The following is a 25,601-nucleotide window of genomic DNA, read 5'->3' on the forward strand; positions in this document are numbered from 1 at the left end:
GACTATGGCTGACAGAGTACCGATGACAAAGGCGGGCGAGACCCGCCTCCGCGAGGAGCTTCAGAAGCTGAAGTCCGAGGATCGTCCCCGGGTTATTGCGGCGATTGCCGATGCCCGGGAGCACGGCGACCTGAAAGAGAACGCTGAATATCATGCTGCCCGCGAGCAGCAGAGCTTTATTGAAGGCCGTATCCAGGAAATCGAGGGCAAGCTTTCAGCCGCTCAGGTAATCGATGTGACCACCATCGAGAATACCGGCAAGGTGATCTTCGGCACCACGGTACACCTGCTTAACATGGATACGGACGAACAGGTGATCTACAAGATCGTTGGTGAGGATGAGGCGGATATCAAGGCAGGCAAGCTGTCGATTTCCTCACCGATTGCGCGGGCGCTGGTAGGCAAGAGCGAGGGCGATGTGGTCGCCATTCGCGTGCCTTCCGGTACCGTGGAATACGAGATTGAGCAGGTCGAGTACATCTGATCTCGTCTGTGCTGAACGAAAAAAGCCGGCTGGGGTTTTCCCGAGCCGGCTTTTCTGTTTCTGGGTTCCGGGCGGATCAGTGTTTGTGGCGCAACAGGTTGGAGAGCTTGGGGTTCGGCTTTTTGGCCCGGCGCAGTATGACGGCGATCTTGCCGATGGTCTGGACGAGCTCGGCGCCAGAGGATTCGCACAGCGCGGTGATCGCCTCGTGCCGGGTTTCCCGGTCTTGGCTCGCCACCTTGATCTTGATCAGCTCATGATCATTCAGTGCGCGCTCGAGTTCTTCCTGCAGTCCCTCGGAAAGGCCTTTGTCGCCAACAATGATGACGGGCTTGAGGTTGTGGGCAATCGCCCGGTATTCCCGGCGCTGTTCCGGTGAAAGACTCATGATGTAATCTCTTTATTGGTGCAATTAACAAAAGGTCAGCGGCGGAAAGGCTGACTTGAACGTATAATCGACGAATTGTAACAGATCGTTCCGCTGTAAGAATGGCCGTTAACACGTATCGACGTGGGGGCAGCAAGCAGAAGGAACCAACCCGGGTGGCAAGGGTCAAAAGGTTCGCGGAATTGGGGGCGTATTGAGGGTTGCTGTTGTAATTTCAGATATGGCGCCCAATATGAAGGTTAAGGCGACTTTTCATTAAAAAACTGTGTGCTGCGTGTGGCCGATACGGATGGGCCGTTTCTGGTGGACGGGCGTACAATTGGTGTAAGGTGTCAGAAAAGGGTGCTTTGAGAAAGGTTAACCCTACAATTCACAGGTGATGATCCTTGAACGATATGGCAAAAAATCTGGTTCTCTGGCTAATTATAGCCGCCGTGCTGCTGATGGTGTTTCAGAACTTTTCTCCCACCACCACCGGCCAACAAGTCAACTATTCCCAGTTTGTGGAGATGGTCCAGGAAGGCCAGGTCCGTCAGGTCACAATCGATGGGTTGCAGGTTCAGGGTACCCGTGGTGACGGCTCCCAGTTCCAGACAATCCGTCCTCAAGTGTCTGACAACAAGCTGATGGACGATCTGCTCGCGAACAACGTTGAGGTTATCGGTAAGGAGCCTGAGCGCCAGAGCCTGTGGACACAGCTTCTGGTAGCCGCGTTTCCGATACTGATCATCATCGCACTGTTTGTGTTCTTCATGCGCCAGATGCAGGGCGGCGGTGGCGGCAAAGGCCCCATGTCGTTCGGCAAGAGTAAAGCGCGTCTGATGAGCGAAGACCAGATCAAGACCACCTTCGCGGACGTGGCCGGTGTTGATGAAGCCAAGGAAGATGTTAAGGAACTGGTGGATTTCCTGCGAGATCCCAGCAAATTCCAGCGTCTTGGCGGCAGCATCCCCAAAGGTGTCCTGATGGTTGGTCAGCCGGGTACGGGTAAAACCCTGCTCGCCAAGGCTATTGCCGGCGAAGCCAAGGTGCCCTTCTTCTCCATCTCCGGTTCTGACTTTGTCGAAATGTTCGTGGGCGTGGGTGCTTCCCGGGTTCGTGACATGTTCGAACAGGCCAAGAAGCAAAGCCCCTGCATTATCTTCATCGACGAGATCGATGCTGTTGGTCGCCACCGTGGCGCCGGCATGGGTGGCGGTCATGACGAGCGTGAACAGACGCTCAACCAGCTGCTCGTTGAGATGGACGGTTTTGAGGGTAATGAAGGCGTTATCGTAATTGCCGCTACTAACCGTCCCGACGTTCTCGACCCGGCACTGTTGCGCCCGGGCCGTTTCGACCGTCAGGTTGTTGTTGGCCTGCCAGACATCATTGGTCGTGAGCAGATCCTCAAGGTGCACATGAAAAAAGTGCCCCTGGCGGATGGCGTAGAGCCGGTTCTGATCGCTCGTGGCACGCCCGGATTCTCCGGTGCGGACCTCGCAAACCTGGTCAACGAGGCGGCGCTCTTCGCGGCCCGTCGCAACCAGCGTCTCGTGTCCATGGAAGAGTTCGAGCTTGCCAAAGACAAGATCATGATGGGCGCCGAGCGCAAGTCCATGGTGATGAGCGAGAAAGAAAAGCGGAATACGGCTTACCACGAGTCTGGCCACGCTATTGTGGGTCGTCTGATGCCGGAGCACGATCCGGTGTACAAGGTGAGCATCATTCCGCGCGGCCGCGCTCTGGGTGTCACCATGTTCCTCCCCGAGGAAGACAAGTACAGCCATAGCAAGCGCTTCCTGATCAGCTCGATCTGCAGTCTGTTCGGTGGCCGCATCGCGGAAGAACTGACGCTGGGCTTTGATGGTGTGACGACCGGTGCGTCGAATGACATCGAGCGGGCGACCAGTCTGGCCCGCAACATGGTGACCCGTTGGGGTCTGTCCGAGAAGCTGGGTCCGTTGCAGTATGATACCGACAGCGAAGAGCCGTTCCTCGGCCGGTCTGCGGGTCAGTCCCAGACGGTGTACTCACCGGAAACGGCCCAGCGCATTGATGAGGAAGTTCGCAACATCATCGACAGCTGCTACGAAAAAGCCAAGCAGATTCTGGTCGATAACCGGGACAAGCTCGACATGATGGCCGACGCGTTGATGAAGTACGAAACCATCGATCGTCACCAGATTGATGACATCATGGAAGGCCGCACACCTCGCCCGCCGAAAGGTTGGGGAGACAGTGGTCCCGCTGGTGGCGTCAAGGCCGACGAGCCTGAGACGGCGCCGGAGCCAAAGGCTTCCGATGACGGTCGTCATCCCGGCGTTGGCCGGCCGGCCGGAGAACACTGACGGCTAGCAGCTTTTGGTTATAAAAAGAGTGTAGTTCCCTGCGCCGCCCGGATTCCGGGCGGCGTTTGTTTTTGTCATTGTGAAAAAAGGTTTGCCATGAAAATGAATTTTGCCGGGCGGGAACTGGATATGTCCCGCTGCCACGTGATGGGCGTTCTGAATGTAACACCGGATTCGTTTTCCGATGGTGGCCAATATAACCGGCCGGATGCGGCTCTCGTCCGGGCCAGGCAGATGGTTGCCGATGGCGCCACGTTTATCGACATCGGTGGCGAATCCACGCGCCCGGGTGCCACGCCCGTGTCGTTGCAGGAAGAGCTGGACCGGGTCTGCCCGGTGGTTGAGGCTGCAGCCCGGGAGTTCGACGCGGTTATCTCGGTAGACACCAGTGCGCCGGAAGTGATGGCTGAAACGGCAAAACTCGGGGCCGGCCTGATCAATGATGTGCGGGCCCTGCAGCGTGACGGTGCTCCGGAAGTGGCTGCAAAAGCGGGCATACCGGTTTGCATCATGCACATCCAGGGGGAGCCGGATACCATGCAGGATCGTCCCGAGTACCGGAATGTGCGTCGGGAAGTCAGTGCTTTTCTGACCGAGCGCATCCGCGTTGCGGAGCAGGCCGGAATTCGCCCTGAAAACATCCTGCTGGATCCCGGCTTCGGTTTTGGGAAAAGCCTTGAGCACAACCTGCAGTTGCTGGCCTCCCTTGAGCAGATGCACATCCTCGGGCATCCCCTGCTGGTTGGCGTTTCCAGGAAGTCCATGTTGGGCCATATCACTGGCCGTGAGGTGAATGAAAGGTTGCCTGCGAGCCTTGCGGCCGCGACAATAGCGGCCATGAAGGGTGCCAGTATTATTCGTGTGCACGATGTCAGGGAAACAGTGGACGCTATCCGTGTGGTGGCGGCAGTGAAGGAGGCAGGTTAATGTCCGAGAGAAAGTACTTTGGTACGGACGGTATTCGCGGGCACGTGGGTGAGTTTCCGATAACGCCGGAATTCATGCTGAAACTTGGCTGGGCTGCGGGCCAGGCCTTCAAGCGCGATGGTCAGCGCAACAGCGTACTGATCGGCAAGGATACTCGCCTGTCCGGTTACATGTTTGAGTCGGCCCTTGAGGCTGGCCTTGCGGCGGCGGGTGTGGATGTAAAGCTGCTTGGTCCGATGCCAACGCCGGCAATCGCTTACCTGACTCGCACTTTCCGCGCTTCGGCCGGCATTGTGATCAGCGCCTCCCACAATCCCCACCACGACAACGGCATCAAGTTCTTCTCAGCGGCCGGCACCAAGCTGGACGATGCTCTTGAAGCCGAGATCGAGCGCTGGCTGGACAAGCCCATTGAGGTTTGTGGCCCGACTGAGCTGGGCAAGGCCTCCCGCGTTGACGACGCGCCGGGCCGGTATGTGGAATTCTGCAAGAGCACTGTGCCCAATGAGTTTACGCTCGACGGCATGAATATCGTATTGGACTGTGCCCATGGCGCCACCTATCACGTGGCCCCCAAGGTATTTCGGGAGCTTGGGGCCAAGGTTTCGGTTATCGGTGGCGATCCCGATGGGCTCAATATCAACCTTAACGTTGGCTCCACTCATCTGCAGGCGCTCAAGGCAGCAGTGATCGAAAAAAACGCTGATCTGGGGATCGCATTCGATGGGGATGGCGATCGGGTTCTGATGGTGGATCGGGACGGATCCGAGGTCGACGGCGATGAGCTGCTCTACGTCATCGCGTCCCAACGCTTTGCCGAGGATCGCCTGAAAGGCGGTGTGGTCGGTACGCTGATGACCAATCTGGGTGTCGAGCTTGCTTTGAATGAAATCGGAATCGAGTTCGAGCGTGCAAAAGTCGGCGACCGTTACGTGATGGAGCGGCTGCTCGCCAACAACTGGGTGCTCGGTGGCGAAGGCTCTGGCCACATGGTTATCCGCGACTGCACCAGTACCGGTGATGGTATTGTTTCGGCGCTGCAGGTCCTTCTTTCAGTGTGGAAGTCCGGGAAAACCCTTGCGGATCTGCGGAAGGGGATGAGCAAGCTCCCCCAGAAAATGATCAACGTTCGGGTGGCGCAGCGTTTCGATCCGTTCAGTCGTGATGATATCGTAGCTGCGGTGCGCAAGGCCGAAACCGAGCTGGGCAGTTCCGGCAGGATTCTGTTGAGGGCTTCTGGCACAGAGCCGCTGATCCGTGTGATGGCGGAGGGGCAGGACGCCAGCGAGATTCTTCGGGTAGTCGAGGAACTGGCAAAAGTTGTGGAGAAATCCACCGCTTAATTTTGTGTTTTCAGGCGGTTGTCTGCCGGGAGGGAGTGCTGTATAGTTCGCCCTCCCTAACGTTCGGGAACTGTTATGCGTCGGAAGATTGTAGCCGGAAACTGGAAAATGAACGGGTCAAAAGACCTGGCACAAACGCTGGTAAGCGATGTGCGATCCCAGGCGGCCTCTCTTGATAATGGCGTTGAGGTTGTTATCATTCCTCCCGCTATTTACGTCCCGGGCGTAGTTGCCAGCGCAGGCGATGTACTGTCGGTCGGTGTTCAGAACGTGGCGCAATGGGCGTCCGGAGCCTACACCGGTGAGATTTCCGCGGACATGGCGTTGGATCAGGGCTGTCAATACGTCTTGGTCGGTCATTCCGAACGTCGCCAGCTCTTCGCTGAGACAGACGCTGCAGTGGCCGAAAAAGTCGGTCGCATTCTCGCTTCCGGGCTCCAGGCCATGGTTTGTGTTGGTGAAACCCTGGAAGAGCGTGAGGCTGGTAAGGCCGAGACCGTTGTTGCCGCCCAGGTAAAGGCCGGCCTTGCGACGGTCACAAGCGAGCAGTGGCAGCGTGTAGTGGTTGCCTATGAGCCTGTCTGGGCGATCGGAACAGGTAAAACCGCTACGGCACAGGACGCGCAGGCAATGCATGCGTCGATTCGGCAGGTGCTTTCAGAGATGGGCGCGCCGGCCAATGAGATTTCCCTCCTTTACGGGGGCAGTGTAAAAGCGGATAATGCAGCCGCTCTTTTTGCCGAGCCGGATATTGACGGCGGTTTGATCGGCGGAGCGTCGCTCAAAGCAGAAGATTTTGTAAGTATTTGCCGGAGTGTTCCGGCGGGTACCTGAATTTAAAGGTTCGCGAGAGTCGTTATGGATTGGGTAGAAACGCTGGTAGTCGTTGTGCACGTGGTGATCGCGGTGGCGCTGGTGGGTCTGGTGCTGATCCAGCAGGGCAAAGGCGCAGATGCCGGCGCTGCCTTTGGTGGTGGTGCATCGCAGACTGTGTTTGGTAGTCAGGGTAGCGGTAGCTTTCTCACCCGCTTCACGACTCTGCTCGCAGTGGTATTTTTTGTAACAAGTTTCTCGCTGGCGATTTTTGCCAAGCAGCGTGCCGAAGTGGCAGGCGAAGCCGGTATTCCTGTTGTTCAGGAATCCAGCAGCGCAGCCCCTGCTGATACCGCTGCTGACAATGGCGAAGCCGCAGCCAGCGAAGCCGAGGGTGGGGAGTCTGATCTCCCTGAACTCGAGTAAGAATGTTGCCCGGGTGGTGAAACTGGTAGACACGCTATCTTGAGGGGGTAGTGGCGAAAGCCGTGCCGGTTCGAGTCCGGCCCCGGGCACCATATTAGAAGAAAAACGGCTTGGAGTTTCCAGGCCGTTTTTTTTGGTCAGTCCTTGACCAGTCTGTCCGGCGTCTCTATACTCCGGCGGATATTGGGACCTGCCGCTTGGTGCTGGCGGGTTTCTGGCAGGCCAGGTGTCTGTCAGCAGGAAGCGGTACACCGGTTTGCTTCCTGCGAGTTCTTGCAACAAAAGGCCCCATTGTCAGGGGCTTTTTGATTAAGGGGCCTGGCGCAAAGGGCCCTGGTGCATAAAAAGGGCTGATAAAACAGCCCTTTTTTTGTTTTTGGGGCCGGTAAATTGATAACGGAGAAGGCACAACTTGTCAGCCAAGCTTAAGCAACTGGAAGACATTCTTCAGCCCGTGGTGGAAGGTCTGGGGTATGAGTTCTGGGGCATTGAATTCCGCTCGCAGGGCCATCATTCCCTGTTACGGGTGTTTATTGACGATGCCGAAAACGGCATCGGAGTCGACGACTGTGAGAAAGTCAGTCGCCAGATCAGCGGTGTGATGGATGTGGAAGATCCCATCCAGACCGAATACACACTGGAGGTCTCATCCCCGGGGATGGATCGCCCGCTGTTTCGTCTAGAGCAATACGAGGCCTTTGTTGGTCATCAGGTTCAGATTCGTCTCCGGATGGCATTTGAAGGTCGCCGGAAGTTTCAGGGGCTGATCAAAGGCGTGGAAGGTGATGATGTGGTTGTGGTCGTTGATGATCACGAGTATCTGCTGCCATTCGACAGCATTGAAAAAGCCCACATCGTGCCGGTATTTGAGTGAACGATTTGAATAAAGTCCGTGGACGCACAGTTGATTTTAAGGGCAGGGCAATCCAATGAGTAAAGAGATCTTGCTGGTGGTTGAATCCGTCTCGAACGAGAAAGGTGTCGAGAAGGATGTGATTTTTGAAGCGATCGAGCTGGCACTGGCCACCGCTGCCAAAAAACGCTTTGAAGACGAAGAGGCGGATATCCGCGTATCAATCGACCGGAAAACCGGCGAATACGAAACCTTCCGCCGCTGGCTGGTGGTGGATAACGATGCCGTTCCTGCGCTGGGCACTGAGCTCACCCTGCAGGAAGCCGAGGAAATCGACCCGGCCCTGAAGCCTGGCGATATCCACGAGGAGAAAATCGAATCCGAAGCCTTTGGCCGCATTGGCGCCCAGGCTGCCAAGCAGATTATCTTCCAGAAGGTTCGTGAAGCTGAACGCACCAAGATTGTGGACAGCTACCGCGACCGCGTTGGTGAGCTGGTGTCGGGTACCGTCAAGAAGGTTACTCGCGACAACGTGATTGTCGATCTGGGCGCCAATGCCGAGGCGCTGCTGCCCCGCGAATTCCTGATCCCCCGCGAGACGTTCCGGATGGGTGACAGGGTGCGTTCGCTGCTGCTGGAGATCCGTACGGATCACCGCGGTCCCCAGTTGATTCTCAGTCGCACCTCTCCGCAGATGCTGATCGAGCTGTTCCGCATCGAAGTGCCGGAGATTGCTGAAGATCTGATCGAGATCCGCGGTGCTGCTCGTGATCCCGGTTCCCGGGCCAAGATTGCGGTGAAGACCAACGATCGCCGTATTGATCCCGTTGGCGCCTGTGTTGGTATGCGTGGCTCCCGGGTTCAGGCCGTGTCCAATGAGCTGGGCGGTGAGCGCGTTGATATCGTGTTGTGGGACGACAACCCGGCCCAGCTGGTGATCAATGCCATGGCGCCTGCAGAAGTGGCGTCCATCGTTATGGATGAAGACCGGCACACCATGGAAGTGGCTGTGGCGGAAGACAACCTGGCCCAGGCAATCGGCCGTAACGGTCAGAACGTTCGCCTGGCCACCGATCTGACAGGCTGGACCCTGAACGTGATGACCGAGGAAGAAGCCGGTGAGCGTCAGGAGCAGGAATACAGCCGGCTTGTCGAGCATTTCACTGGCAATCTGGACGTTGATGAAGAATTTGCCGGTGTACTGATCGAGGAAGGGTTTACCTCCATTGAAGAGGTGGCCTATGTGCCAATGGAAGAGATGCTGGCGATCGAAGGTTTTGACGAGGAAACCGTCACCGAGCTGCGCCGTCGCGCCAAGGATGTCCTGCTGAACCAGGCCCTGGCAAGCGAGGAAGCGCTCGAAGGCGCTGAGCCGGCAGAGGATCTTCTGGGAATGGATGGCATGGACCGTAGCCTGGCCTTCAAGCTGGCCGGCATGGGTGTGCGCACCATGGAAGATCTGGCAGAGCAGTCGGTTGGCGACCTGCTCGAGATTGAAGGTATGGATGAAGAGCGTGCCGGTCAGCTTATCATGACTGCACGTGCCCCCTGGTTTGAAGACCAGGCTTAATTCGGGAGGAGGACCAGTATGGCTGAAGTAACGGTAAAACAACTGGCCGAAGATGTAGGCGCTCCCGTGGATCGTTTGCTGAAGCAGATTGTGGAGGCTGGCCTGAAAGCCCGCTCCGAGAATGATTCTGTCTCCAGCGATGAGAAGCAGCAGTTGCTGGCCTATTTGAGAAAGACCCACGGTGAGGCCGACGCCGAACCGCGCAAGATTACCCTGAAGCGCAAGACCACTACGACGCTCAAGGCCGGCAAGGCAAAGACCGTCAATGTTGAGGTTCGCAAGCGCCGTACTTACATCAAACGGGCGGAATTGCAGCCTGAGGCTGAAGCGCCGAAACCGGAAGAGCCGGTAGCTGAGCAGCAGCCGGAGCAGGCACCGGTGGAAGAGGCGCCAAAGGTAGCGGCCGAGCAGGCCCAGCAGCCGGAAGCAGAGAAGCCCGCAGAGGCAGCGACTGCAGAGCAGCCGGAGCAGGCAGAGAAGGCCGAGCCGAAGAAAGAGCCGGAGCCTGAGCCCGAGCCGGTTCCCGCTCCGGAAGATATGCCGATGCCTCCGCCCGAGGGCGATGGCAAGGACCGCAAGCCGAAGAAAAAGAAAGAAAAAGTTCGCGAGCGCGGCGACGAGATCGAAGAGGGCAAGCCGAAGAAGAAGCAGGCAGGCCATCGTGGTCCTCGCAGTCGTCCGGTGGAAGAGCCGCTGGTTATCTCCGAGGATGAGGAAGAGACCACGCTGCGCAAGCCGCTGCGTGCGAAAAAGAAACCCAAAGAGAAGCGTCATGCTTTCGAGAGGCCGACCAAACCAATGGTCAGAGAAGTAGAGATTCCGGAAACGATATCTGTCGGTGACCTTGCCCAGCGTATGGCAGTCAAATCGGCTGATGTTATCAAGACCCTGATGGGCATGGGCGTCATGGCCACCATCAACCAGGCACTGGACCAGGAAACTGCCGTTCTGGTGACCGAGGAATTGGGTCATAAAGCCAAGACCGTCAGCGACGATGCGTTCGAGGAAGAGGTTCTGAGCGAATTCTCCTTCGAGGGCGGCGAAAAGACCAAGCGGGCTCCGGTTGTGAGCGTGATGGGTCACGTTGACCACGGTAAGACCTCCCTGCTGGACTACATCCGTCGTACCAAGGTGGCCTCCGGTGAGTCTGGTGGTATTACCCAGCACATTGGTGCTTATCACGTAGAAACGGATCACGGCATGGTGTCCTTCCTGGATACCCCGGGCCATGCGGCCTTTACCGCCATGCGTGCCCGCGGGGCCCAGTGCACGGATATCGTTGTCCTGGTGGTGGCAGCCGATGATGGCGTGATGCCACAGACCAAGGAAGCCGTCCAGCACGCGCGCTCCGCCGGGGTGCCGATCGTTGTTGCCATCAACAAGATGGACAAGGAAGAGGCCGATCCCGATCGCGTCAAGACCGAGTTGGCGGGCATGGAAGTCATCCCGGAAGACTGGGGCGGTGACGTTCAGTTCGTGCCTGTTTCAGCACACACCGGTGAGGGCATTGAAGATCTGCTGGAGGCGTTGTTGCTTCAGGCAGAAGTGCTCGAGCTTGAGGCGGCAACCGATGCGCCTGCCAAGGGCGTGGTCGTAGAATCCAGCCTTGAGCGTGGCCGCGGTTCCGTTGCGACTGTCCTGGTACAGAACGGTACCCTGCGTCAGGGCGACATGGTTGTGGCCGGTTCCTACTTCGGTAAGGTCCGTGCGATGACCGATGAAGCCGGTAAGCAGGTCAAGGAAGCAGGCCCGTCTATTCCGGTCGAGATCCTCGGTCTGAACGGAACACCGGATGCCGGTGACGAGTTCTTCGCCGTTGCTGACGAGAAGAAGGCCAAAGAGCTGGCCGAGTTCCGTCAGAGCCGCGAGCGGGAGCAGCGTCTCCAGCGTCAGCAGGCCGCCAAGCTTGAGAACCTGTTCGAGAACATGGGCAAGGACGAGGTCAAAACCCTCAATGTTGTGCTCAAGACCGACGTTCGGGGTTCGCTGGAAGCCATCACCAAGGCCTTGCAGGACTTGGGTAACGATGAGGTCCAGGTCAAGATCGTGTCGTCCGGTGTTGGCGGTATTGCCGAGACCGACGTCAGTCTGGCCATGGCAACCAATGCGGTTATCTTCGGTTTCAACGTCCGTGCCGACACAGCGTCCAAGCGCCTGGTTGAGCAGGAAGGTCTGGATCTGCGCTACTACAGCATCATCTATAACCTGATTGATGATGTGAAAGCAGCCCTGACTGGCATGCTGGCACCGGAATTCCGCGAAGATATTGTTGGCATCGCCGACGTGCGTGATGTGTTCCGTTCGCCGAAGTTTGGTCAGGTGGCCGGTTGCATGGTTACTGAAGGCACGGTTTACCGTAACAAGCCGATCCGGGTTCTGCGGGACAACGTGGTTATCTTTGAAGGCGAGCTGGAATCCCTGCGTCGCTTCAAGGACGACGTACCTGAAGTCCGTAACGGCATGGAATGCGGTATTGGCGTTAAGGGTTACGACGTGAAAGTCGGCGACCAGATCGAGGTCTTCGATCGCGTCCGGGTCGAGCGCAAGCTTGAGTCCACGGGGGCCTGATGCCAAGAGAGTTCAGTCGTATTGATCGCATCGGCGATCAGATGCAACGGGAACTGGCCCAGCTCATCCAGCGGGAAGTCAAAGACCCGCGGGTGGGTATGGTCACGGTCAACGCAGTCAAGGTCAGTCGTGATCTTGGCTACGCCGATATCTATGTTTCCCTGCTTTCCACCGAAGAACTGACGGAAGAGTCTCCGGAGGTCCGGGAATCGATTGCGGTGCTCAACAAAGCCTCGGGCTTTCTGCGGGGCCAGGTAGGTCGCGCAATGAAGCTGCGGGTTGTGCCGCAGCTGCGTTTCCACTTCGATACGCTGCAGGGATACAGCCGCAAGATGGATAGCCTCATTCGGGAAGCGGTCGGCGACAAGCCGGCCGTTGACCGCACCGACGATGATCAGGATGACCCGGAGCGTAACGCTTGAGCCGCAGACGCAAAGGCCGTGACGTTAACGGTATCCTCGTTATCGACAAGCCGGCAGGTGTTACCTCCAACGGCATCCTGCAGCAGGTGAAGCGCCTGTTCGGGGCCGCCAAGGCGGGCCACACCGGTGCTCTTGATCCCCTGGCCACGGGCGTGCTGCCGCTGTGCTTCGGTGAGGCCACCAAGTTCTCCCAGATGATGCTCGACAGCGACAAGGCCTACATTGCCACCGCCCGGCTCGGAGTCCGAACCGAAACCGGTGACAGTGAGGGCGCCGTCGTTGCCGAGAAACCGGTACCGGCCGGTCTCACCGCGGAGGTGTTGGAGCCGTTACTTGACGGTTTCCGGGGTGATATCCAACAGGTTCCCTCCATGTACTCGGCGCTCAAGCACAAAGGGCGTCCGCTCTACGAATATGCTCGCGAAGGTATCGAGGTGGAACGTCCGGCAAGACCGGTGACCATTTACGAACTGACGCTCCTGGATATTCGCGAGAACGAACTGGATATCGCGGTCAGCTGCACCAAGGGTACGTACATTCGCTCACTGGTTGAGGATATCGGTGAAGCCCTGGGCTGCGGAGCCCATGTGACGGCGCTGCGCCGTACCATGGCGTCCGGGTTCACCCTGGCCGATGCCCATGCTGTGAGTGATCTGGAGGCGATGCGTGAGCGGGGTGAAAGCCTTGATGGTCTCCTCGTGGCACCGGATGCCGCGCTGTCCATGTTCCCCGAGCACCGTCTGGCGGGGCAGGCGCTGGTATCGATCTTGAACGGACAACCGGTTAGAATACCGGGTCAGGCTTACGACGGGTTCGTGCGTCTCTATGCGAATGAGAGCGCTAACGAGAGCTTCGTCGGGCTTGCAGAAGCATTCCCGGAAGGCGAGCAGACCAATCTGGTCCCACGCCGACTGGTGAAAAGCAGCGGAAAGCGTTAGGCGCGTCGCTGTCTAGCCGGGCTGTAGAGATGCGCGGTTCGGCCGTATTCGAAAGCATCGCAAACAATGAGGTGAGTTATGGCACTTTCTGCCAACGAGAAAGCACAGATCGTTAAGGATTTTCAGCAAGGTGATGGCGATACCGGTTCCCCTGAAGTTCAGGTGGCACTGCTGAGCGCGAACATCAACAAGCTGCAGGATCACTTCAAGGCCAACAAGCAGGATCACCATTCCCGCCGCGGCCTGATCCGGATGGTAAACCAGCGTCGTAAGCTGCTGGACTACCTCAAGCGCAAGAACGCCGATCGTTACCTGGAGCTCATCCAGCGTCTGGGTCTGCGTCGCTAATCCGGGTCTTTACGACCTGAGGGCTGTGCCGGTACGTCCGGCGGCAGTCGTCAACCAGCAGTCCTCCTCGCGGGGACTGCTGGTTGTGTTTTTTCCCACTGCAGTTGGATTGTCTGTGTGTTCGAAGGATTCCCTGTCGTAATGGAAAGCCGAAATTGATAGCAGGTTGTTGAAAAGCCCGGGCCTGGCGGCCTCCGGAACTGCCGCCTCCCAGACCGGGGTTTTGCAACAGCCTGTTAGCTTTCAGACGGGTTGCTCTTCAGACCACAGCACATCATCTGCAGAACTATGGTTTCGAGCGCAGGGGCGCCCGGAACGAATCAATCTGGAACAGATAGACCAGGAGTTTTTTGTGGATCTGAAACCTTTCAAGAAATCATTTGAGCTTGGCGGCAAAACCGTCACTCTGGAGACCGGCCGTATTGCCCGTCAGGCAACCGGTTCCGTACTGGTCACCGTGGATGATATTTCCGTTCTCGGCACCGTTGTTGGCGCCAAAGAAGCCAAGCCCGGCCAGCCGTTCTTCCCGCTGACCGTGAACTACTTCGAGAAGACCTACGCCGTGGGCAAAATCCCCGGTGGCTTCTTCAAGCGCGAAGGTCGTCCTTCCGAAAAGGAAACGCTGACCTCCCGCCTGATCGACCGTCCGATTCGTCCGCTGTTCCCGAACGGCTTCATGAACGAAGTTCAGGTCATCACCACGGTCATGTCCTCCAGCAAGAACCAGGATCCGGATATTGCCGCGATGCTGGCGGCTTCTGCCGCTCTGTCCATCTCCGGTATTCCGTTCGATGGCCCCATCGGTGCGTCCCGCGTGGGTTACACCAACGAGCGCGGTTACTTCCTGAACCCGACGTTTGAAGAACTGCAGACCTCCCTGCTGGATATGGTCGTTGCCGGTACTGAAGACGCGGTTCTGATGGTTGAATCCGAAGCCAAAGGCCTGACCGAAGACCAGATGCTGGGCGGCGTGCTTTATGGTCATCAGGAAATGCAGACAGCGGTTACCGCCATCAAGGAATTTGCTGCTGAAATCGGCAAGCCCCGTTGGGACTGGCAGCCGGCCGCCGAGAACACCGAGCTGCTGAATGCCATCAAGGCCGACTTTGCCGGTGCTATCGAGGAAGCCTACGGCATCCGTGACAAGATGGCCCGCTACGAGCGGCTTGGCGAAGTAAAAGCCGCTGCCGTTGAGAAACTGGCCGGTGAAGAGGAAGGCCAACCTTCCGAAGACGAAGTCAAAAAGTACTTCGGCAAGATCGAGAAGAGTGTGGTTCGCCAGCAGGTCATTGATGGCAAGCCGCGAATCGATGGTCGTGACAACAAGACTGTCCGTCCGATCGAAATTGAAGTGGGTGTTCTGCCCAGCGTACACGGTTCCGCCCTGTTTACCCGTGGCGAGACCCAGGCCATCGTGACCACCACTCTGGGTACGTCCCGTGATGTGCAGATCATTGATGCTCTGGAAGGCGAGCGCAAGGACCCGTTCCTGTTCCACTACAACTTCCCTCCGTACTCCGTGGGTGAAGCTGGCCGTGTAGGCACCCCGGGCCGCCGCGAAGTTGGTCACGGTCGTCTGGCCAAGCGTGGTGTTCTGGCTGTTATGCCGACACTGGAAGAATTCCCGTACGCGATCCGTGCGGTTTCCGAGATCACCGAGTCCAACGGTTCCAGCTCCATGGCCTCTGTCTGTGGTTCCAGCCTGGCGCTGATGGACGCGGGTGTACCCATCAAGGCACCGGTTGCCGGTATCGCCATGGGTCTGGTCAAGGAAGGCGACAAGTTCGCGGTTCTGACTGATATCCTGGGTGACGAAGATCACCTGGGCGACATGGACTTCAAGGTGGCCGGTACCCAGGAGGGCGTGACCGCCCTGCAGATGGATATCAAGATCAACGGCATCACCGACGAGATCATGGAAATCGCTCTCGAGCAGGCTCACGCTGCGCGTCTGCATATCCTGGGCGAGATGAACAAGGTGATCTCCGAGCCGCGTGCCGAGCTGTCTGCCCGTGCGCCGAGCATCACCACCATCAAGATCAATCCGGAGAAAATCCGCGACGTTATCGGTAAGGGCGGTTCTGTTATCCGCGCGATCTGTGACGAGACCGGCGCCTCCATCGATCTGGATGATGATGGCAACGTGAAGATCTACGCCGACAACCAGGAAGCTGCCCAGGCGGCGGTTAACCGGGTCAAGGAAATCACGGCCGAGATCGAAGTGGGTGCTATCTACAAGGGCCGCGTAGAGCGCATTGTAGACTTCGGTGCCTTCGTTAACATCCTGCCTGGCAAGGATGGTCTGGTGCACATTTCCCAGATCTCTGATCGCCGCATCGAGAACGTGACTGACGAGCTGAGCGAAGGTCAGGAAGTTCTGGTGAAGGTGCTGGATGTGGACAACCGTGGTCGCGTGAAGCTGTCCATGAAGGAAATCAAGGAAGGCGATCAGCCGACCGATTTCTCTGCCTGATCGTTTTCGGGCTTGATAAAAACCCGCCTTTCCTCTGGATTGGCGGGTTTTTTCTTGCGCTTGGCTTGGTTGCAAGCGGCTGTTGGGTTTCCCTTTTCAAAAGACGCTACGAGCACATCCATGTGCGCTTGTTTCGGGCCGTCCTTGGCCCTCAACACTTTTGAAAAGGGAAACCCAACAGCCGCCCACACTCTATCGCCCAGCATTCATGAAGCGAAGCACCTCTCTCCGGTACCCGGGAATAACAAACGTCGCCCCGTGAGGCGTATCCGTCTGCAAGAACTCTTTGGGCTCCTGTGCTGCCTCAAACAGCGCCTCTCCATGATGAAAGGGAATAATCCCGTCTCGAACGCTGTGGATTACCATCACCTGCACCGGACTGATCCTAGGAATATGATCCACACCTTCGTAGTCGTCGGGTATGGTCCAGCTTAGCGGGATCTGCAACGGCCAGGTAAGCCAGAACCCACCTAATTTCTCCCGGGCGATCTTGCGAAAGCCGGAGAAGGTACCATCCAGGATTACACCGTCCAGCCGGGGCTGTTCCTCCCTCTGAGTCCATTCACTGGCCAGGGCGATTCCGAGACCGCCGCCGAGGCTCTGGCCGAGGATGTATAGGGGGCGGTCGGTCACGTCAGGTTTTTTGGCCAGCCAGCGCAGGCCGGTTTCCACGTCGTGCAGCGCGCCTTCGATGTCCGGGTCACCGGTGGATTTGCCGTAGCCCCGGTAGTCGATGGTAAAGACGTTGTAGCCTCTCTCGGGCAGCCACGCTACGTTGAGGATGTGGCTGCTGACGTTCTGGGCGTTGCCATGCAGGAAATAGACTGTGCCCCTGGCGTTGTTCTCAGGGGCTTCTGCGGGCAGCCACCAGCCATGGAGGGTTTCGCCGTCGGCCGTGTCGAGGTAGATGTCTTCGTATTCGAGGTTCAGTCGGTCCGGGGTGATGTAAGTCACCCGATCCGGGTAAAAGAAAACGCTGCTGCAACCGGATAGCAGCAGAAGCGCAACCAGAAGCCCGCTTAACCGGGCCGTGGTGGCAGTCAGAAATACGCGTGGATTCCGGCGTGCCATAGGCTTTGATACCTGTCGTAGTGGTCTTCCCGGGTGAACTCGGCAAACAGACTGAACTCGCGGCCGATGTGCCAGTTGGCTTTGGCGTAAAGCTGATCCTGGCGGTGTTGGCTGCTAACGATCCAGGCCTTGGTTTTGGCACCGGCGAGCAGGCTGAACTGGTTGTTCTGATGGAGCAGGCCGATGTCGGCGCCGGGGGCAGCATCGTAGCCTCGGCGCAGGTCGTCGTCGATTTCAAGGTCGGCGGTGGCGATGGCAAAGGCCTGGGTCTGGTTGCCAAGGCGCCAGCTGCCGCCAGCTCCGCCCTCGAGATAGGGCGTCAGGACCCGATCGTTGCCAGTATCCGTGCGGCGGCCACCAAAACCTACCTGCCAGGACAGTGGCGAGAAAAAGGCGTTCCGCGGGCTCAGGGAGCGGATTTCCACGCCGGTAAGCTGTTCCAGTTGAAGTTCGTCGTTGTCGGTATACAGGCGCGCGTCGAGTCGGAGGAACTGCAGCTGGGCACCGGTACGGTAGCCGGCCGGCGGGTCCAGCACATCGTGGTAGGCCGGGCGCAGGGTCAACTGGGTGAATTCCCTGTGTGCCTGCTGGCCTGCTCCGAGGCTCAGTCGGAAGGTGTCGTGGCCCTGATCATCCCGAACTACCGGTTCGGGTGGTTCCTCGGGCGGTGCGACGTCGCTGATCTGGCTGCGCTCTCTCAACAGGTCATGGGAGAGTGGTGCGGCGATTTCACGGGGCCAGCCGTCGGCCTCGCTCTTGTATCGAACATAATCGTAGGTGGCGTCCAGAACATGTGCTCTTTGCTCGGCTGGCAGTGACTTCACTTCGCTACCATCAGCGGCTACATATCCGTTGGCGACGGCTGCCGCAAGGGTCTGTTGATCGTCGGGCAGGCTAGAGAGACTGTAGGCCACCGACGTGGCAGCCGAGGGGCGGTAGTAGACTTCGCTGACCAGATCCTTGTCGACCACCCAGCGAACCGTGTCCGACGGAATGGCGTGAGTGCTTACTTCCCCCAAAAGGTCCGTGCCCGGGCGGGCAATGTCTATCAGCGCCAACAGGCGATAGGCGCAGTTTTCATCGAAGAAGTAATAATCAAAATTCCGATCCCGTATTTCCCAGGCGTGGGCAATCATCAGGTCCACTTCATCCTGGGTAAGGTTCAGTTTGTACTCCCACAGGTCACGATGTTCGATGTCGGAGTAAAGCCGAATTTTCTCGTAGTACGGCTGGACCGTAGTGATGCCGGGATAGCCGCCGAAAATGCCCTTGTACGCGAACAGCAGTTCACTGTCGTGGGCGGCGGCATCAGCGGCATAGGAGATTGTGTTGGCCAGCAGCAGGTTGGTTTCGTCGTCATCCTGGGGTGGGTCCAGGCGCAGAAACGTGTGGCCGAACATGGAAGACGGGCTGTTGAGGTAAGAGGCGGCAAACACCAGGGTCACCGTCTCGGTGTTCAATGTTTCCGACCATTCCTGGAAGCCGGGACACTCGATTTCCGGTAGCGACAGATCGAGTTGCTGACTGAGCCAGGTCGCCCGTGCCGGGAAGCGGCAGAGGGCGTGGTCGTCGCCTTCCCCGTCTATCTGGATAGCATCCAGGGTGGCTTTGAGCTCTGCCCGGGGGGAGTGCTTGCCATTTTCGCTCAGGAAAAAGGCCGGATCATCGGCCTGGCTGGTATATCCGCTACCAAACCTGTCGGGTTGATAATGAATGAGTGTGAGCCAGGCAGGGTCGAGATGGAGCTCGGTTGCGTGTTCAGGCGAATTGGCCTGGGTCGGCAGGCTGACTGCAAGCCAGATCAGGGCTGGCCCAATGCGAAGCATGTTGCCCATGGGTTGGTGCTGCATCCGGGGTTGAACAGGGTAGAGAATGGAACGATGCGCCGTCCCTGGCGCATGAGAGTCCCTTCAAGGAGCCTGGATCAGGCTGCTACGTATTTGCTGAGTGACTCGTTTTGCTCCAGGAGCGCGACGATGGCGTCCACGGCTTCGCCGGAGGTGGTGTCAGAGTCCGGGAAAATGGTGGCAAAGTTGTCCTGCAGCACCTTGCGGAACGCATCGCGATCCGCTTCGTCAACACCCAGAAGTACTGCCAGGGTGTCCAGGTTCTCGCCGGAACCGCGGGACATGTCCCGGGCCACCTTGTCGATGTTGCTGTCCATGTACATGGCCATGGACTGAACAGACTGGTTGGTCTGGCAGCCAAGGGTACCTGTGGTCATACCAAACGTCTGGTTACCAAAGGTACCGTTGGTGGTTGCAGCGAGTACGTGGGGGGCAATGCCGGATTGTCCTTTCCAGATCATGGCACCGACGCCACAGCCCGGTTGGGCAAAGGCCATGGAAGAGGCACCAAGAAGAATTGCACCTGCGATCAGTTTTTTCATTATCCACTCCTTCCTGTGGTTTAAAGCTGTCGTCGCAATACACAATGCTGCTCCTGACGTGGAGCAGCATTGCGAAAACGGCCCTGACTGGTCTTGTGGAGACAGGTTGACCGTTGATCTGAGTATAGTTGAAATCCAGCCAACGCAAGTTTAAAGATTGGTGAGTATTTGATTTAGCCCAAAAAAAAACCGGAGCAGCGTGCATGCTCCGGTTTTATGCTTCGAGGCAAGGATCCAGGATCAGCCGCCCAGATAGGCGTTCTGGACATCCGGGTTGTTGAGCAGATTCTTGCCCGTGTCGTGCAGGCGAATCTTTCCGGTTTCCAGCACGTAACCCCGGTCTGCCAGGTTGAGGGCCTGGTGGGCGTTCTGCTCGACGAGGAAAACCGTAATGCCTTCCTCGCGAAGCTGGCCGATGATCTCGAAGATCTGCTTGATAATCAGCGGTGCCAGGCCCAGTGATGGTTCATCAAGGATGATCATCTCTGGCCTGCTCATCAGGGCCCGCCCGATAGCCAGCATTTGCTGCTCGCCGCCGGACATGGTGCCGGCACGCTGATGTTCACGTTCCTTGAGGCGCGGGAAGAGCTCGTAGACGTGCTCCTGGCTCTTGCGGATTTCGGCCTTGGTGTTGAAGAAACCACCCATGTGGAGGTTTTCCTCCACGGTCAGGCCCGAGAACACCCGACGCCCCTCCGGAACAATGGCGATGCCGGAGCGCATGATCTGCGCCGTGGATTCGTTGGTGATTTCCCGGCCCTCCAGGAAAATGCGTCCTGAACTGGCCCGGGGGTTACCGCAGACGGTCATCAGCAGCGTGGTCTTGCCGGCGCCGTTGGCGCCGATCAGCGAGACGATCTCACCCTTTTTGACTTCGACAGACACCCCGTGCAAGGCCTCGATCTTGCCGTAGTGGGTATGGACATCTTCTAGTACTAACATGTGTTTACCTCAGGCCTCGCCCAGATAGGCTTTGATCACGTCGTCGTTCTGGCGGATTTCTTCCGGTGTGCCACTGGCCAGGGGGCGGCCCTGGTTGATGACGTTGATGCGGTCGGAAATATCCATTACCAGGCTCATGTCGTGCTCAATCAGCACTACGGAAACGTTGTAGTCCTCTTTCAGGCTGATGATCAGCTGGTTGAGTTCCTTGGTTTCCGCCGGGTTGAGGCCGGCTGCCGGCTCGTCGAGCATTAACAGCTTGGGCTCGGTGACCATGCAGCGGGCAATCTCCAGACGCCGTTGCTGACCGTAGGCGAGGTTGCCGGCTTCCCGGTTGGCCAGATCCAGCAGGCCAACCCGATCCAGCCAGTAGGCGGCCCGATCCAGGGATTTCTGCTCTTTGGTCCGGTAACTGGGGGTTTTGATCAGGCCCGAAATCAGGTTGGTGTTCAGGTGGCGGTGTTGAGCCACCAGCAGGTTTTCCACCACCGTCATCTGGCTGAACAGCCGCACATGCTGGAAAGTGCGCACCATACCCAGTCGGGAGATCTTGTAGTCGGGTTTACCCTGTACTTCCTTGCCCTCGAACAGGATCTTGCCGCCCGTGGGCTTGTAAAAACCGCTCATGCAGTTGAATACAGTGGTTTTTCCAGCCCCGTTGGGGCCGATGATGGACACAATCTCGTGTTCCTGAACGTCCAGAGACACTTCGTCTACCGCCAGCAGGCCGCCAAAGCGCATGGACAGATTCTGTACTTCAAGCATCGTCTGTCACTCCTGCCTTTTGAGTTCAATATGAATGCGGCGCATGGGCATCAGGCCCTGCGGACGCCAGACCATCATCAGCACCATAGCGGCACCGAAGATCAGCATGCGGTATTCGGAGAACTCACGGGCCAGTTCCGGCAGGATGGTGACAGCGATTGCCGCCAGTACCACACCGATCTGGGAACCCATGCCGCCGAGAACCACGATCGCCAGGATGATGGCAGACTCCAGGAAAACAAACGATTCCGGGCTGATGAAGCCCTGCTTGGAGGCGAACACAGTGCCGGCAAAACCGGCAAAGAAGGCGCCAATGGTAAAGGCGGACAGCTTCACTGCGGTGCGGCTGAGACCCAGGGAGCGGGCAGCGATCTCGTCTTCCCGCAGTGCTTCCCAGGCCCGGCCCACGGGCATCCGCATGAATCGACGGATTACGAGCGCGGTGAATACCGCCAGAACCAGGGCAATGAGGTACAGGAAGATAACCTTGTGCTCACCGCTGTAGGCGATGCCGAAGGTTTCGTGGAACGAGGTGTTGCCCTCTTCCTTCACCCGGCGCCCGAATTCCATGCCGAACAGGGTTGGATCGGGGATGCCACCAATGCCGTTGGGGCCGCCAGTCAGCGTCGTCCAGTTGTTCAGGAGTATCCGGATGATCTCGCCAAACCCGAGGGTTACGATGGCCAGATAATCCCCCCGCAACCGGAGTACCGGAAAGCCCAGCACCAGACCGAACAGGGCGGCAAGCAGAGCACCGATAGGCAGTGCCAGCCAGAACGAAATGCCGGTGTACTGGGAGAGCAGGGCAAAGGTGTAGGCGCCCACGGCGTAGAATGCCACGTAGCCAAGATCCAGAAGTCCGGCCAGACCGACCACGACGTTCAGGCCAAGGGCCAGCATCACATAGATCAGCACCAGTGTGGCCAGATCCACGGAACCGCGGGACACGAAGAAGGGCCAGAATAGTGCAAGAACCACGATGCCGGTCAGTACCCAGGACTCAATCTTTGCCCGACGGTTTTCCGCCATCGGCTCTTTGTTGGATTGGGGCAGAGGATGGGGAATGCTCTTCAGGCCTCCCATGATCTGTTCCCGGAACATCTGGAACAGGAATACGATCACTGCCGCGAGCAATACCATCACGATGGTGGTGGCATCGGCGCCGGTCAGGGTCACGTTGATGCCCTGGGCCTCAAGATTGAACCCAATGATCGGGTAGGAAATGATCAGTGTAATGAACGCGCAGAAAAGTGCGTGTCTGAAATTGTTAGCAGCCATCAGATCTTCTCAACCTCCGGTTTGCCGAGCAGGCCGGTGGGTTTGAACAGCAGAATCAGAATCAGCAGGCTGAATGAGATCACATCCTTGTACTCACCGCTGAGGTAGCCGGAGGTCATGCTCTCTGCCACGCCCAATATCAGTCCTCCCAGCATCGCGCCGGGTATGCTGCCAATGCCGCCAAGTACCGCTGCGGTAAAGGCTTTCAAGCCGGCAATGAAGCCGAACAGAGGATCAACCGAACCGTAGTACATGCCCAGAAGCAGGCCGGCAACGGCTGCCAGTGCCGCACCGATCACAAAGGTTGCCGAGATGATCCGGTTGGTGTCGATGCCCAGCAGGTTGGCCATACCCAGGTCCTGTGACACGGCCCGGCAGGCGCGGCCAGTCCGTGAACGGGAAATAAACAGGGACAGGGCTGTCATACAGATCAGTGTGGTGATGAAGATGGTGATCTGCATATAGGACAGGGACATCTGGAAACCGTCACCGGAACCGAAGTTGAAACCACCGTCAATCAGGGCCGGGAAACCAATGTTGCGGGATCCCTGTGCCAGGTGAACGTAGTTCTGCAGGAAGATGGACATGCCGATGGCGGAGATCAGCGGGATCAGGCGGTGACGCCCCCGCACGGGCCGGTAGGCCACCCGTTCCACTGCCCAGCCCATGGAGCTGGAGACGATCATGGCACACAGCAGTGCGACGATCAGTATCAGTGGCAACCAGGCAATGCCAAGAGCGGCGAGGCCGGTAATGGCAATCAGCGCCGTGTAGGCACCGATCATATAGATTTCACCATGGGCAAAGTTGATCATGCCGATGATGCCGTAAACCATCGTGTAGCCGATGGCGATCAGGGCGTAAGTGCTCCCGATCGTCAGCCCGTTGATGAGCTGCTGTGAGAAATAAAGGAGGTCTTGCATTGTTATGGGACTCCGAAAGCCTGCTCCCTCCGCTACCACACCCCGTGTCCGGGATATCCGGGCAGGAAGTGGGGGAGGATCAACAGGAGCCTAGAAAAACACCTTCTCCCGGATCGCGGTGAGAAGGTGTTCTCATGATTACCGTTTGTTAACGATTTTGGCTTAGTTTACCGGAGTTTTGCTTCCATCTGAATGCCATTCGTACACAACAAACTCGAATGACTTCATGTCGCCGGCCTTGTCGTATTCAACGGTGCCGATCGGAGTCTGGAAGGTGCCTTCGCGCAGCGCAGCGGCAACATCGAACGGATCGGTGGAGTCGGCCGCTTCAATACCTTCTGCCACCAGTTGAACCGCGGTGTAGGAGGTCAGAACGAACGGACCGGAAGGATCCTCGCCTTTGTCCTGGAACGCCTTCACGAGCGCCTGGTTTTCAGCTTTCTGATCGAATGCCGGTGGCAGGGTTACCAGGAGGCCTTCGGCTGCTTCGCCGGCGATAGTATTGATGTCCTTGTTACCCACGCCCTCTGGGCCCATGAAACGGGCATCCAGACCAGCGGAGTCAGCCTGGCGCAGGATCAGACCCAGCTCCGGGTGGTAACCGCCGTAGTAAACGTAGTCCACATCAGCTTGCTTGAGCTTGGTGACCAGTGATGAGAAGTCCTTGTCACCGGCGGTGATGCCTTCGAACATGGCGATTTCAACGCCAGCGTCCTTCAGGGTGTCACGAACCGCGGTGGCAATACCTTCACCGTACTGCTGCTTGTCGTGAACGATGGCCACGCGCTCAGGACTCTGTGAGGCGATGTAGTTGGCGGCAACCGGGCCCTGCATGCTGTCGAGGCCGATCGTACGGAACACCAGTTCATAGCCACGCTCGGTAATTTCCGGGCTGGTGGAAGCCGGCGTCACCATCAGGATGCCTTCATCTTCGTAGATGTCAGATGCGGGCTGGGTAGAGCTGGAGCACAGGTGGCCGATTACAAAACGAACGCCATCGTTGACCAGGCTGTTGGCAACCGTTACGGCCTGCTTCGGGTCACACACGTCGTCGTATTCAACGGCAACGAGCTCTTCGCCCATGACACCGCCATTGGCGTTGATCTGCTCGATCGCCATGCGGGCGCCAGAGAATTGCATGTCACCATACTGGGCAACGGGGCCAGTCATGGGGCCGGCGATACCGATCTGGATTTCTGCGGCGGCGTGGCCGGCACCCATCAGGGCGACGGAAGTACTAACAGCGGTTACGAGTTTTTTTACTGAAGTTCTCATTGAGTCTGTCCTGTTTTATTTCAGGGTTATTCTTGTGTTCTCAGAGAGTTAAAAAAACACCACACCTCACTGCTTGTCAAGCAGATGGCTCTGGAGTTTGCTCCGGAACACGGGCCAGTCTGCAAAGGCAAAACCCGTGCCGCTCTGAACGTTGTCACGCGTCCCTGCCGTCTTCTTCATCCTCTGAGACCAGCACCCGGAAGCTCTCATGTTCGCGGAGCTGATCAAAACTCACGTCTACGGAAGCATCGTCGCGGTATGCCTCGGAAATTTCAATAGCTTTCTTCAAGGTGCTTACTGCGTCCTCCCAGCGGCCGATTTCCGCATAGGCGCATGCCAGCTGATAGTGCGCGTGGCCATTATCCGGTGCAAGCTTCAGCGCGCGTTGGCAGAGACTGATGGCCCACAACGGTTCCTGCATTTCCAGGACAGCGTCGGCCTTGTAACTCAGAGCTTCCACATCATCCGGGCGAAGATCCAGAATCTGGTCGTAGGCGGAAATCTTGTTCTGCTGTGAGGTTTCCTGGCTGGCTTTCAGCCACAGGGAATGCACTTCGTTGGTGCGCTCGATCTCGGCCTGGTTCTGGTGAATGATGTCGGATTTCTGCTTGAGCTGGTCCTCGATGAACTCGAGCCGTTGCTCATACTCGATCACCAGCTCGTTGACCCGTTTTTCGGCCAGACTGGTCAGCTGATTGCGCATGTCCCGGATGGAGTTCCAGCCGATCACCACGAGAATGGAGGTGGCGCCGGCGATCAAGTAAAAGAAGTAGGTAACGGTATCGGTGGCATAGGACATGGTTTTGTCGGCAACGGACAGTTCCTTGTCTACCACCTTTTCGATCAGTTCTGCGCGGGTGTTCTGCATTTCTTTGCGCAACGCTTTGCTCTCTTCTAACAGGTAAAGCTCGATAAAAGGGGTATACATCGGCTTTTCCAGAGTCTTGATGCTCTCTCTCAGGTCTTCTGAGGTGAGTTCTCCCTCTGGCCCCAGTTTATCCTGGGCGAAGAGGGTACCGGCGAACGTCGTCATCAAAAGAAAAGGCAGGAAATACTTGATCATCGGGCGCATTCC

General features: G+C 57.8%; 24 protein-coding genes and 1 tRNA gene. 14 read left to right on the forward strand and 11 right to left on the reverse strand.

The annotated features are described in order from the left end of the window. Positions 1–4: 4 nt before the first annotated feature. Positions 5–484, forward strand: coding sequence for a transcription elongation factor GreA (gene greA / locus AC13DD_RS07125; protein WP_075267597.1), 480 nt, complete (start codon positions 5–7; stop codon positions 482–484). Between the two features lie 76 nt (positions 485–560). On the opposite strand, the gene yhbY is transcribed toward greA, so the two are convergent. Then, positions 561–872 (reverse strand): ribosome assembly RNA-binding protein YhbY, encoded by a 312-nt coding sequence (gene yhbY, locus AC13DD_RS07130; RefSeq protein WP_008171523.1) that lies wholly within the window; start codon positions 870–872, stop codon positions 561–563. 386 nt (positions 873–1,258) lie between these two features. On the opposite strand from yhbY, the gene ftsH reads away from it, so the two are divergent. The 13 genes from ftsH to pnp all read left to right on the forward strand — a co-directional run bounded on the left by ftsH (position 1,259) and on the right by pnp (position 15,883). Further along, positions 1,259–3,202: an ATP-dependent zinc metalloprotease FtsH gene (ftsH, locus tag AC13DD_RS07135; protein ID WP_169702170.1), complete on the forward strand. Its 1,944-nt coding sequence runs from the start codon at positions 1,259–1,261 to the stop codon at positions 3,200–3,202. 96 nt (positions 3,203–3,298) lie between these two features. Beyond that, entirely contained in the window at positions 3,299–4,129 is an 831-nt protein-coding gene (gene folP / locus AC13DD_RS07140; protein ID WP_482931027.1) for a dihydropteroate synthase, read from the forward strand. Next, on the forward strand, positions 4,129–5,472 hold the full coding sequence (gene glmM / locus AC13DD_RS07145) for a phosphoglucosamine mutase (protein ID WP_008171529.1): 1,344 nt from the start codon (positions 4,129–4,131) through the stop codon (positions 5,470–5,472). The genes folP and glmM overlap by 1 nt, the downstream gene beginning before the upstream one ends. A gap of 75 nt (positions 5,473–5,547) precedes the next feature. Further along, positions 5,548–6,306, forward strand: coding sequence for a triose-phosphate isomerase (gene tpiA / locus AC13DD_RS07150; RefSeq protein WP_075267595.1), 759 nt, complete (start codon positions 5,548–5,550; stop codon positions 6,304–6,306). A 24-nt stretch (positions 6,307–6,330) separates the two neighbouring features. Beyond that, positions 6,331–6,711, forward strand: coding sequence for a preprotein translocase subunit SecG (secG, locus tag AC13DD_RS07155; RefSeq protein WP_008171532.1), 381 nt, complete (start codon positions 6,331–6,333; stop codon positions 6,709–6,711). Between the two features lie 7 nt (positions 6,712–6,718). After that, positions 6,719–6,803, forward strand: a tRNA-Leu gene (locus AC13DD_RS07160). A 320-nt stretch (positions 6,804–7,123) separates the two neighbouring features. Continuing rightward, positions 7,124–7,585, forward strand: coding sequence for a ribosome maturation factor RimP (gene rimP / locus AC13DD_RS07165; protein ID WP_008171533.1), 462 nt, complete (start codon positions 7,124–7,126; stop codon positions 7,583–7,585). A 55-nt stretch (positions 7,586–7,640) separates the two neighbouring features. Then, positions 7,641–9,134: a transcription termination factor NusA gene (gene nusA / locus AC13DD_RS07170; protein ID WP_014578293.1), complete on the forward strand. Its 1,494-nt coding sequence runs from the start codon at positions 7,641–7,643 to the stop codon at positions 9,132–9,134. An 18-nt stretch (positions 9,135–9,152) separates the two neighbouring features. Then, entirely contained in the window at positions 9,153–11,702 is a 2,550-nt protein-coding gene (infB, locus tag AC13DD_RS07175) for a translation initiation factor IF-2 (RefSeq protein ID WP_092033276.1), read from the forward strand. Next, positions 11,702–12,124 carry a 30S ribosome-binding factor RbfA gene (gene rbfA, locus AC13DD_RS07180; RefSeq protein ID WP_008171536.1) on the forward strand — a complete coding sequence of 141 codons (423 nt, stop codon included), beginning with the start codon at positions 11,702–11,704 and terminating at the stop codon, positions 12,122–12,124. Before infB ends, rbfA begins: the two co-directional genes overlap by 1 nt. After that, positions 12,121–13,062 carry a tRNA pseudouridine(55) synthase TruB gene (gene truB, locus AC13DD_RS07185; protein WP_014578291.1) on the forward strand — a complete coding sequence of 314 codons (942 nt, stop codon included), beginning with the start codon at positions 12,121–12,123 and terminating at the stop codon, positions 13,060–13,062. Before rbfA ends, truB begins: the two co-directional genes overlap by 4 nt. A 78-nt stretch (positions 13,063–13,140) precedes the next feature. Continuing rightward, on the forward strand, positions 13,141–13,410 hold the full coding sequence (rpsO, locus tag AC13DD_RS07190; RefSeq protein ID WP_008171539.1) for a 30S ribosomal protein S15: 270 nt from the start codon (positions 13,141–13,143) through the stop codon (positions 13,408–13,410). A 358-nt stretch (positions 13,411–13,768) separates the two neighbouring features. Next, entirely contained in the window at positions 13,769–15,883 is a 2,115-nt protein-coding gene (pnp, locus tag AC13DD_RS07195; protein ID WP_227497770.1) for a polyribonucleotide nucleotidyltransferase, read from the forward strand. Here the strand turns inward: pnp and AC13DD_RS07200 are convergent. The 10 genes from AC13DD_RS07200 to AC13DD_RS07245 all read right to left on the reverse strand — a co-directional run bounded on the left by AC13DD_RS07200 (position 15,859) and on the right by AC13DD_RS07245 (position 25,589). Then, positions 15,859–16,089, reverse strand: coding sequence for a hypothetical protein (locus AC13DD_RS07200; RefSeq protein WP_008171543.1), 231 nt, complete (start codon positions 16,087–16,089; stop codon positions 15,859–15,861). The two genes, pnp and AC13DD_RS07200, sit on opposite strands and share 25 nt — an antisense overlap. Further along, positions 16,076–16,954: an alpha/beta hydrolase gene (locus AC13DD_RS07205; protein ID WP_008171545.1), complete on the reverse strand. Its 879-nt coding sequence runs from the start codon at positions 16,952–16,954 to the stop codon at positions 16,076–16,078. Before AC13DD_RS07205 ends, AC13DD_RS07200 begins: the two co-directional genes overlap by 14 nt. Then, positions 16,924–18,789, reverse strand: coding sequence for an Lnb N-terminal periplasmic domain-containing protein (locus tag AC13DD_RS07210; RefSeq protein WP_008171546.1), 1,866 nt, complete (start codon positions 18,787–18,789; stop codon positions 16,924–16,926). Before AC13DD_RS07210 ends, AC13DD_RS07205 begins: the two co-directional genes overlap by 31 nt. A gap of 89 nt (positions 18,790–18,878) precedes the next feature. Further along, a complete protein-coding gene (locus tag AC13DD_RS07215) occupies positions 18,879–19,343 on the reverse strand; it encodes a DUF3015 domain-containing protein (protein WP_008171548.1) in 465 nt (154 codons plus the stop codon). Between the two features lie 240 nt (positions 19,344–19,583). Further along, entirely contained in the window at positions 19,584–20,285 is a 702-nt protein-coding gene (locus AC13DD_RS07220) for an ABC transporter ATP-binding protein (protein ID WP_008171549.1), read from the reverse strand. Positions 20,286–20,294: 9 nt separating this feature from the next. Further along, a complete protein-coding gene (livG, locus tag AC13DD_RS07225; protein WP_008171552.1) occupies positions 20,295–21,050 on the reverse strand; it encodes a high-affinity branched-chain amino acid ABC transporter ATP-binding protein LivG in 756 nt (251 codons plus the stop codon). A 6-nt stretch (positions 21,051–21,056) separates the two neighbouring features. After that, on the reverse strand, positions 21,057–22,328 hold the full coding sequence (locus tag AC13DD_RS07230; RefSeq protein WP_008171555.1) for a high-affinity branched-chain amino acid ABC transporter permease LivM: 1,272 nt from the start codon (positions 22,326–22,328) through the stop codon (positions 21,057–21,059). Further along, a complete protein-coding gene (gene livH, locus AC13DD_RS07235) occupies positions 22,328–23,251 on the reverse strand; it encodes a high-affinity branched-chain amino acid ABC transporter permease LivH (protein ID WP_014578284.1) in 924 nt (307 codons plus the stop codon). Before livH ends, AC13DD_RS07230 begins: the two co-directional genes overlap by 1 nt. Positions 23,252–23,413: 162 nt before the next feature. Beyond that, positions 23,414–24,526 carry a branched-chain amino acid ABC transporter substrate-binding protein gene (locus AC13DD_RS07240; RefSeq protein WP_053113032.1) on the reverse strand — a complete coding sequence of 371 codons (1,113 nt, stop codon included), beginning with the start codon at positions 24,524–24,526 and terminating at the stop codon, positions 23,414–23,416. Between the two features lie 154 nt (positions 24,527–24,680). After that, on the reverse strand, positions 24,681–25,589 hold the full coding sequence (locus tag AC13DD_RS07245) for a tetratricopeptide repeat protein (protein WP_053113031.1): 909 nt from the start codon (positions 25,587–25,589) through the stop codon (positions 24,681–24,683). Positions 25,590–25,601 lie beyond the last annotated feature (12 nt).

The sequence above is a fragment of the Marinobacter sp. L-13 genome, assembly GCF_056857715.1.

What these genes read in the sequence shown, in the direction of transcription:
- AC13DD_RS07205 (WP_008171545.1), bottom strand. Translation starts at nt 16,954, where the DNA reads ATGGCACGCCGGAATCCACGCGTATTTCTGACTGCCACCACGGCCCGG.
- AC13DD_RS07220 (WP_008171549.1), bottom strand. Translation starts at nt 20,285, where the DNA reads ATGTTAGTACTAGAAGATGTCCATACCCACTACGGCAAGATCGAGGCC.
- AC13DD_RS07230 (WP_008171555.1), bottom strand. Translation starts at nt 22,328, where the DNA reads ATGGCTGCTAACAATTTCAGACACGCACTTTTCTGCGCGTTCATTACA.
- livH (WP_014578284.1), bottom strand. Translation starts at nt 23,251, where the DNA reads ATGCAAGACCTCCTTTATTTCTCACAGCAGCTCATCAACGGGCTGACG.
- rbfA (WP_008171536.1), top strand. Translation starts at nt 11,702, where the DNA reads ATGCCAAGAGAGTTCAGTCGTATTGATCGCATCGGCGATCAGATGCAA.
- nusA (WP_014578293.1), top strand. Translation starts at nt 7,641, where the DNA reads ATGAGTAAAGAGATCTTGCTGGTGGTTGAATCCGTCTCGAACGAGAAA.
- glmM (WP_008171529.1), top strand. Translation starts at nt 4,129, where the DNA reads ATGTCCGAGAGAAAGTACTTTGGTACGGACGGTATTCGCGGGCACGTG.
- AC13DD_RS07245 (WP_053113031.1), bottom strand. Translation starts at nt 25,589, where the DNA reads ATGATCAAGTATTTCCTGCCTTTTCTTTTGATGACGACGTTCGCCGGT.
- AC13DD_RS07240 (WP_053113032.1), bottom strand. Translation starts at nt 24,526, where the DNA reads ATGAGAACTTCAGTAAAAAAACTCGTAACCGCTGTTAGTACTTCCGTC.
- greA (WP_075267597.1), top strand. Translation starts at nt 5, where the DNA reads ATGGCTGACAGAGTACCGATGACAAAGGCGGGCGAGACCCGCCTCCGC.
- secG (WP_008171532.1), top strand. Translation starts at nt 6,331, where the DNA reads ATGGATTGGGTAGAAACGCTGGTAGTCGTTGTGCACGTGGTGATCGCG.
- AC13DD_RS07215 (WP_008171548.1), bottom strand. Translation starts at nt 19,343, where the DNA reads ATGAAAAAACTGATCGCAGGTGCAATTCTTCTTGGTGCCTCTTCCATG.
- AC13DD_RS07210 (WP_008171546.1), bottom strand. Translation starts at nt 18,789, where the DNA reads ATGGGCAACATGCTTCGCATTGGGCCAGCCCTGATCTGGCTTGCAGTC.
- infB (WP_092033276.1), top strand. Translation starts at nt 9,153, where the DNA reads ATGGCTGAAGTAACGGTAAAACAACTGGCCGAAGATGTAGGCGCTCCC.
- yhbY (WP_008171523.1), bottom strand. Translation starts at nt 872, where the DNA reads ATGAGTCTTTCACCGGAACAGCGCCGGGAATACCGGGCGATTGCCCAC.
- tpiA (WP_075267595.1), top strand. Translation starts at nt 5,548, where the DNA reads ATGCGTCGGAAGATTGTAGCCGGAAACTGGAAAATGAACGGGTCAAAA.
- rpsO (WP_008171539.1), top strand. Translation starts at nt 13,141, where the DNA reads ATGGCACTTTCTGCCAACGAGAAAGCACAGATCGTTAAGGATTTTCAG.
- folP (WP_482931027.1), top strand. Translation starts at nt 3,299, where the DNA reads ATGAAAATGAATTTTGCCGGGCGGGAACTGGATATGTCCCGCTGCCAC.
- livG (WP_008171552.1), bottom strand. Translation starts at nt 21,050, where the DNA reads ATGCTTGAAGTACAGAATCTGTCCATGCGCTTTGGCGGCCTGCTGGCG.
- AC13DD_RS07200 (WP_008171543.1), bottom strand. Translation starts at nt 16,089, where the DNA reads ATGCTGGGCGATAGAGTGTGGGCGGCTGTTGGGTTTCCCTTTTCAAAA.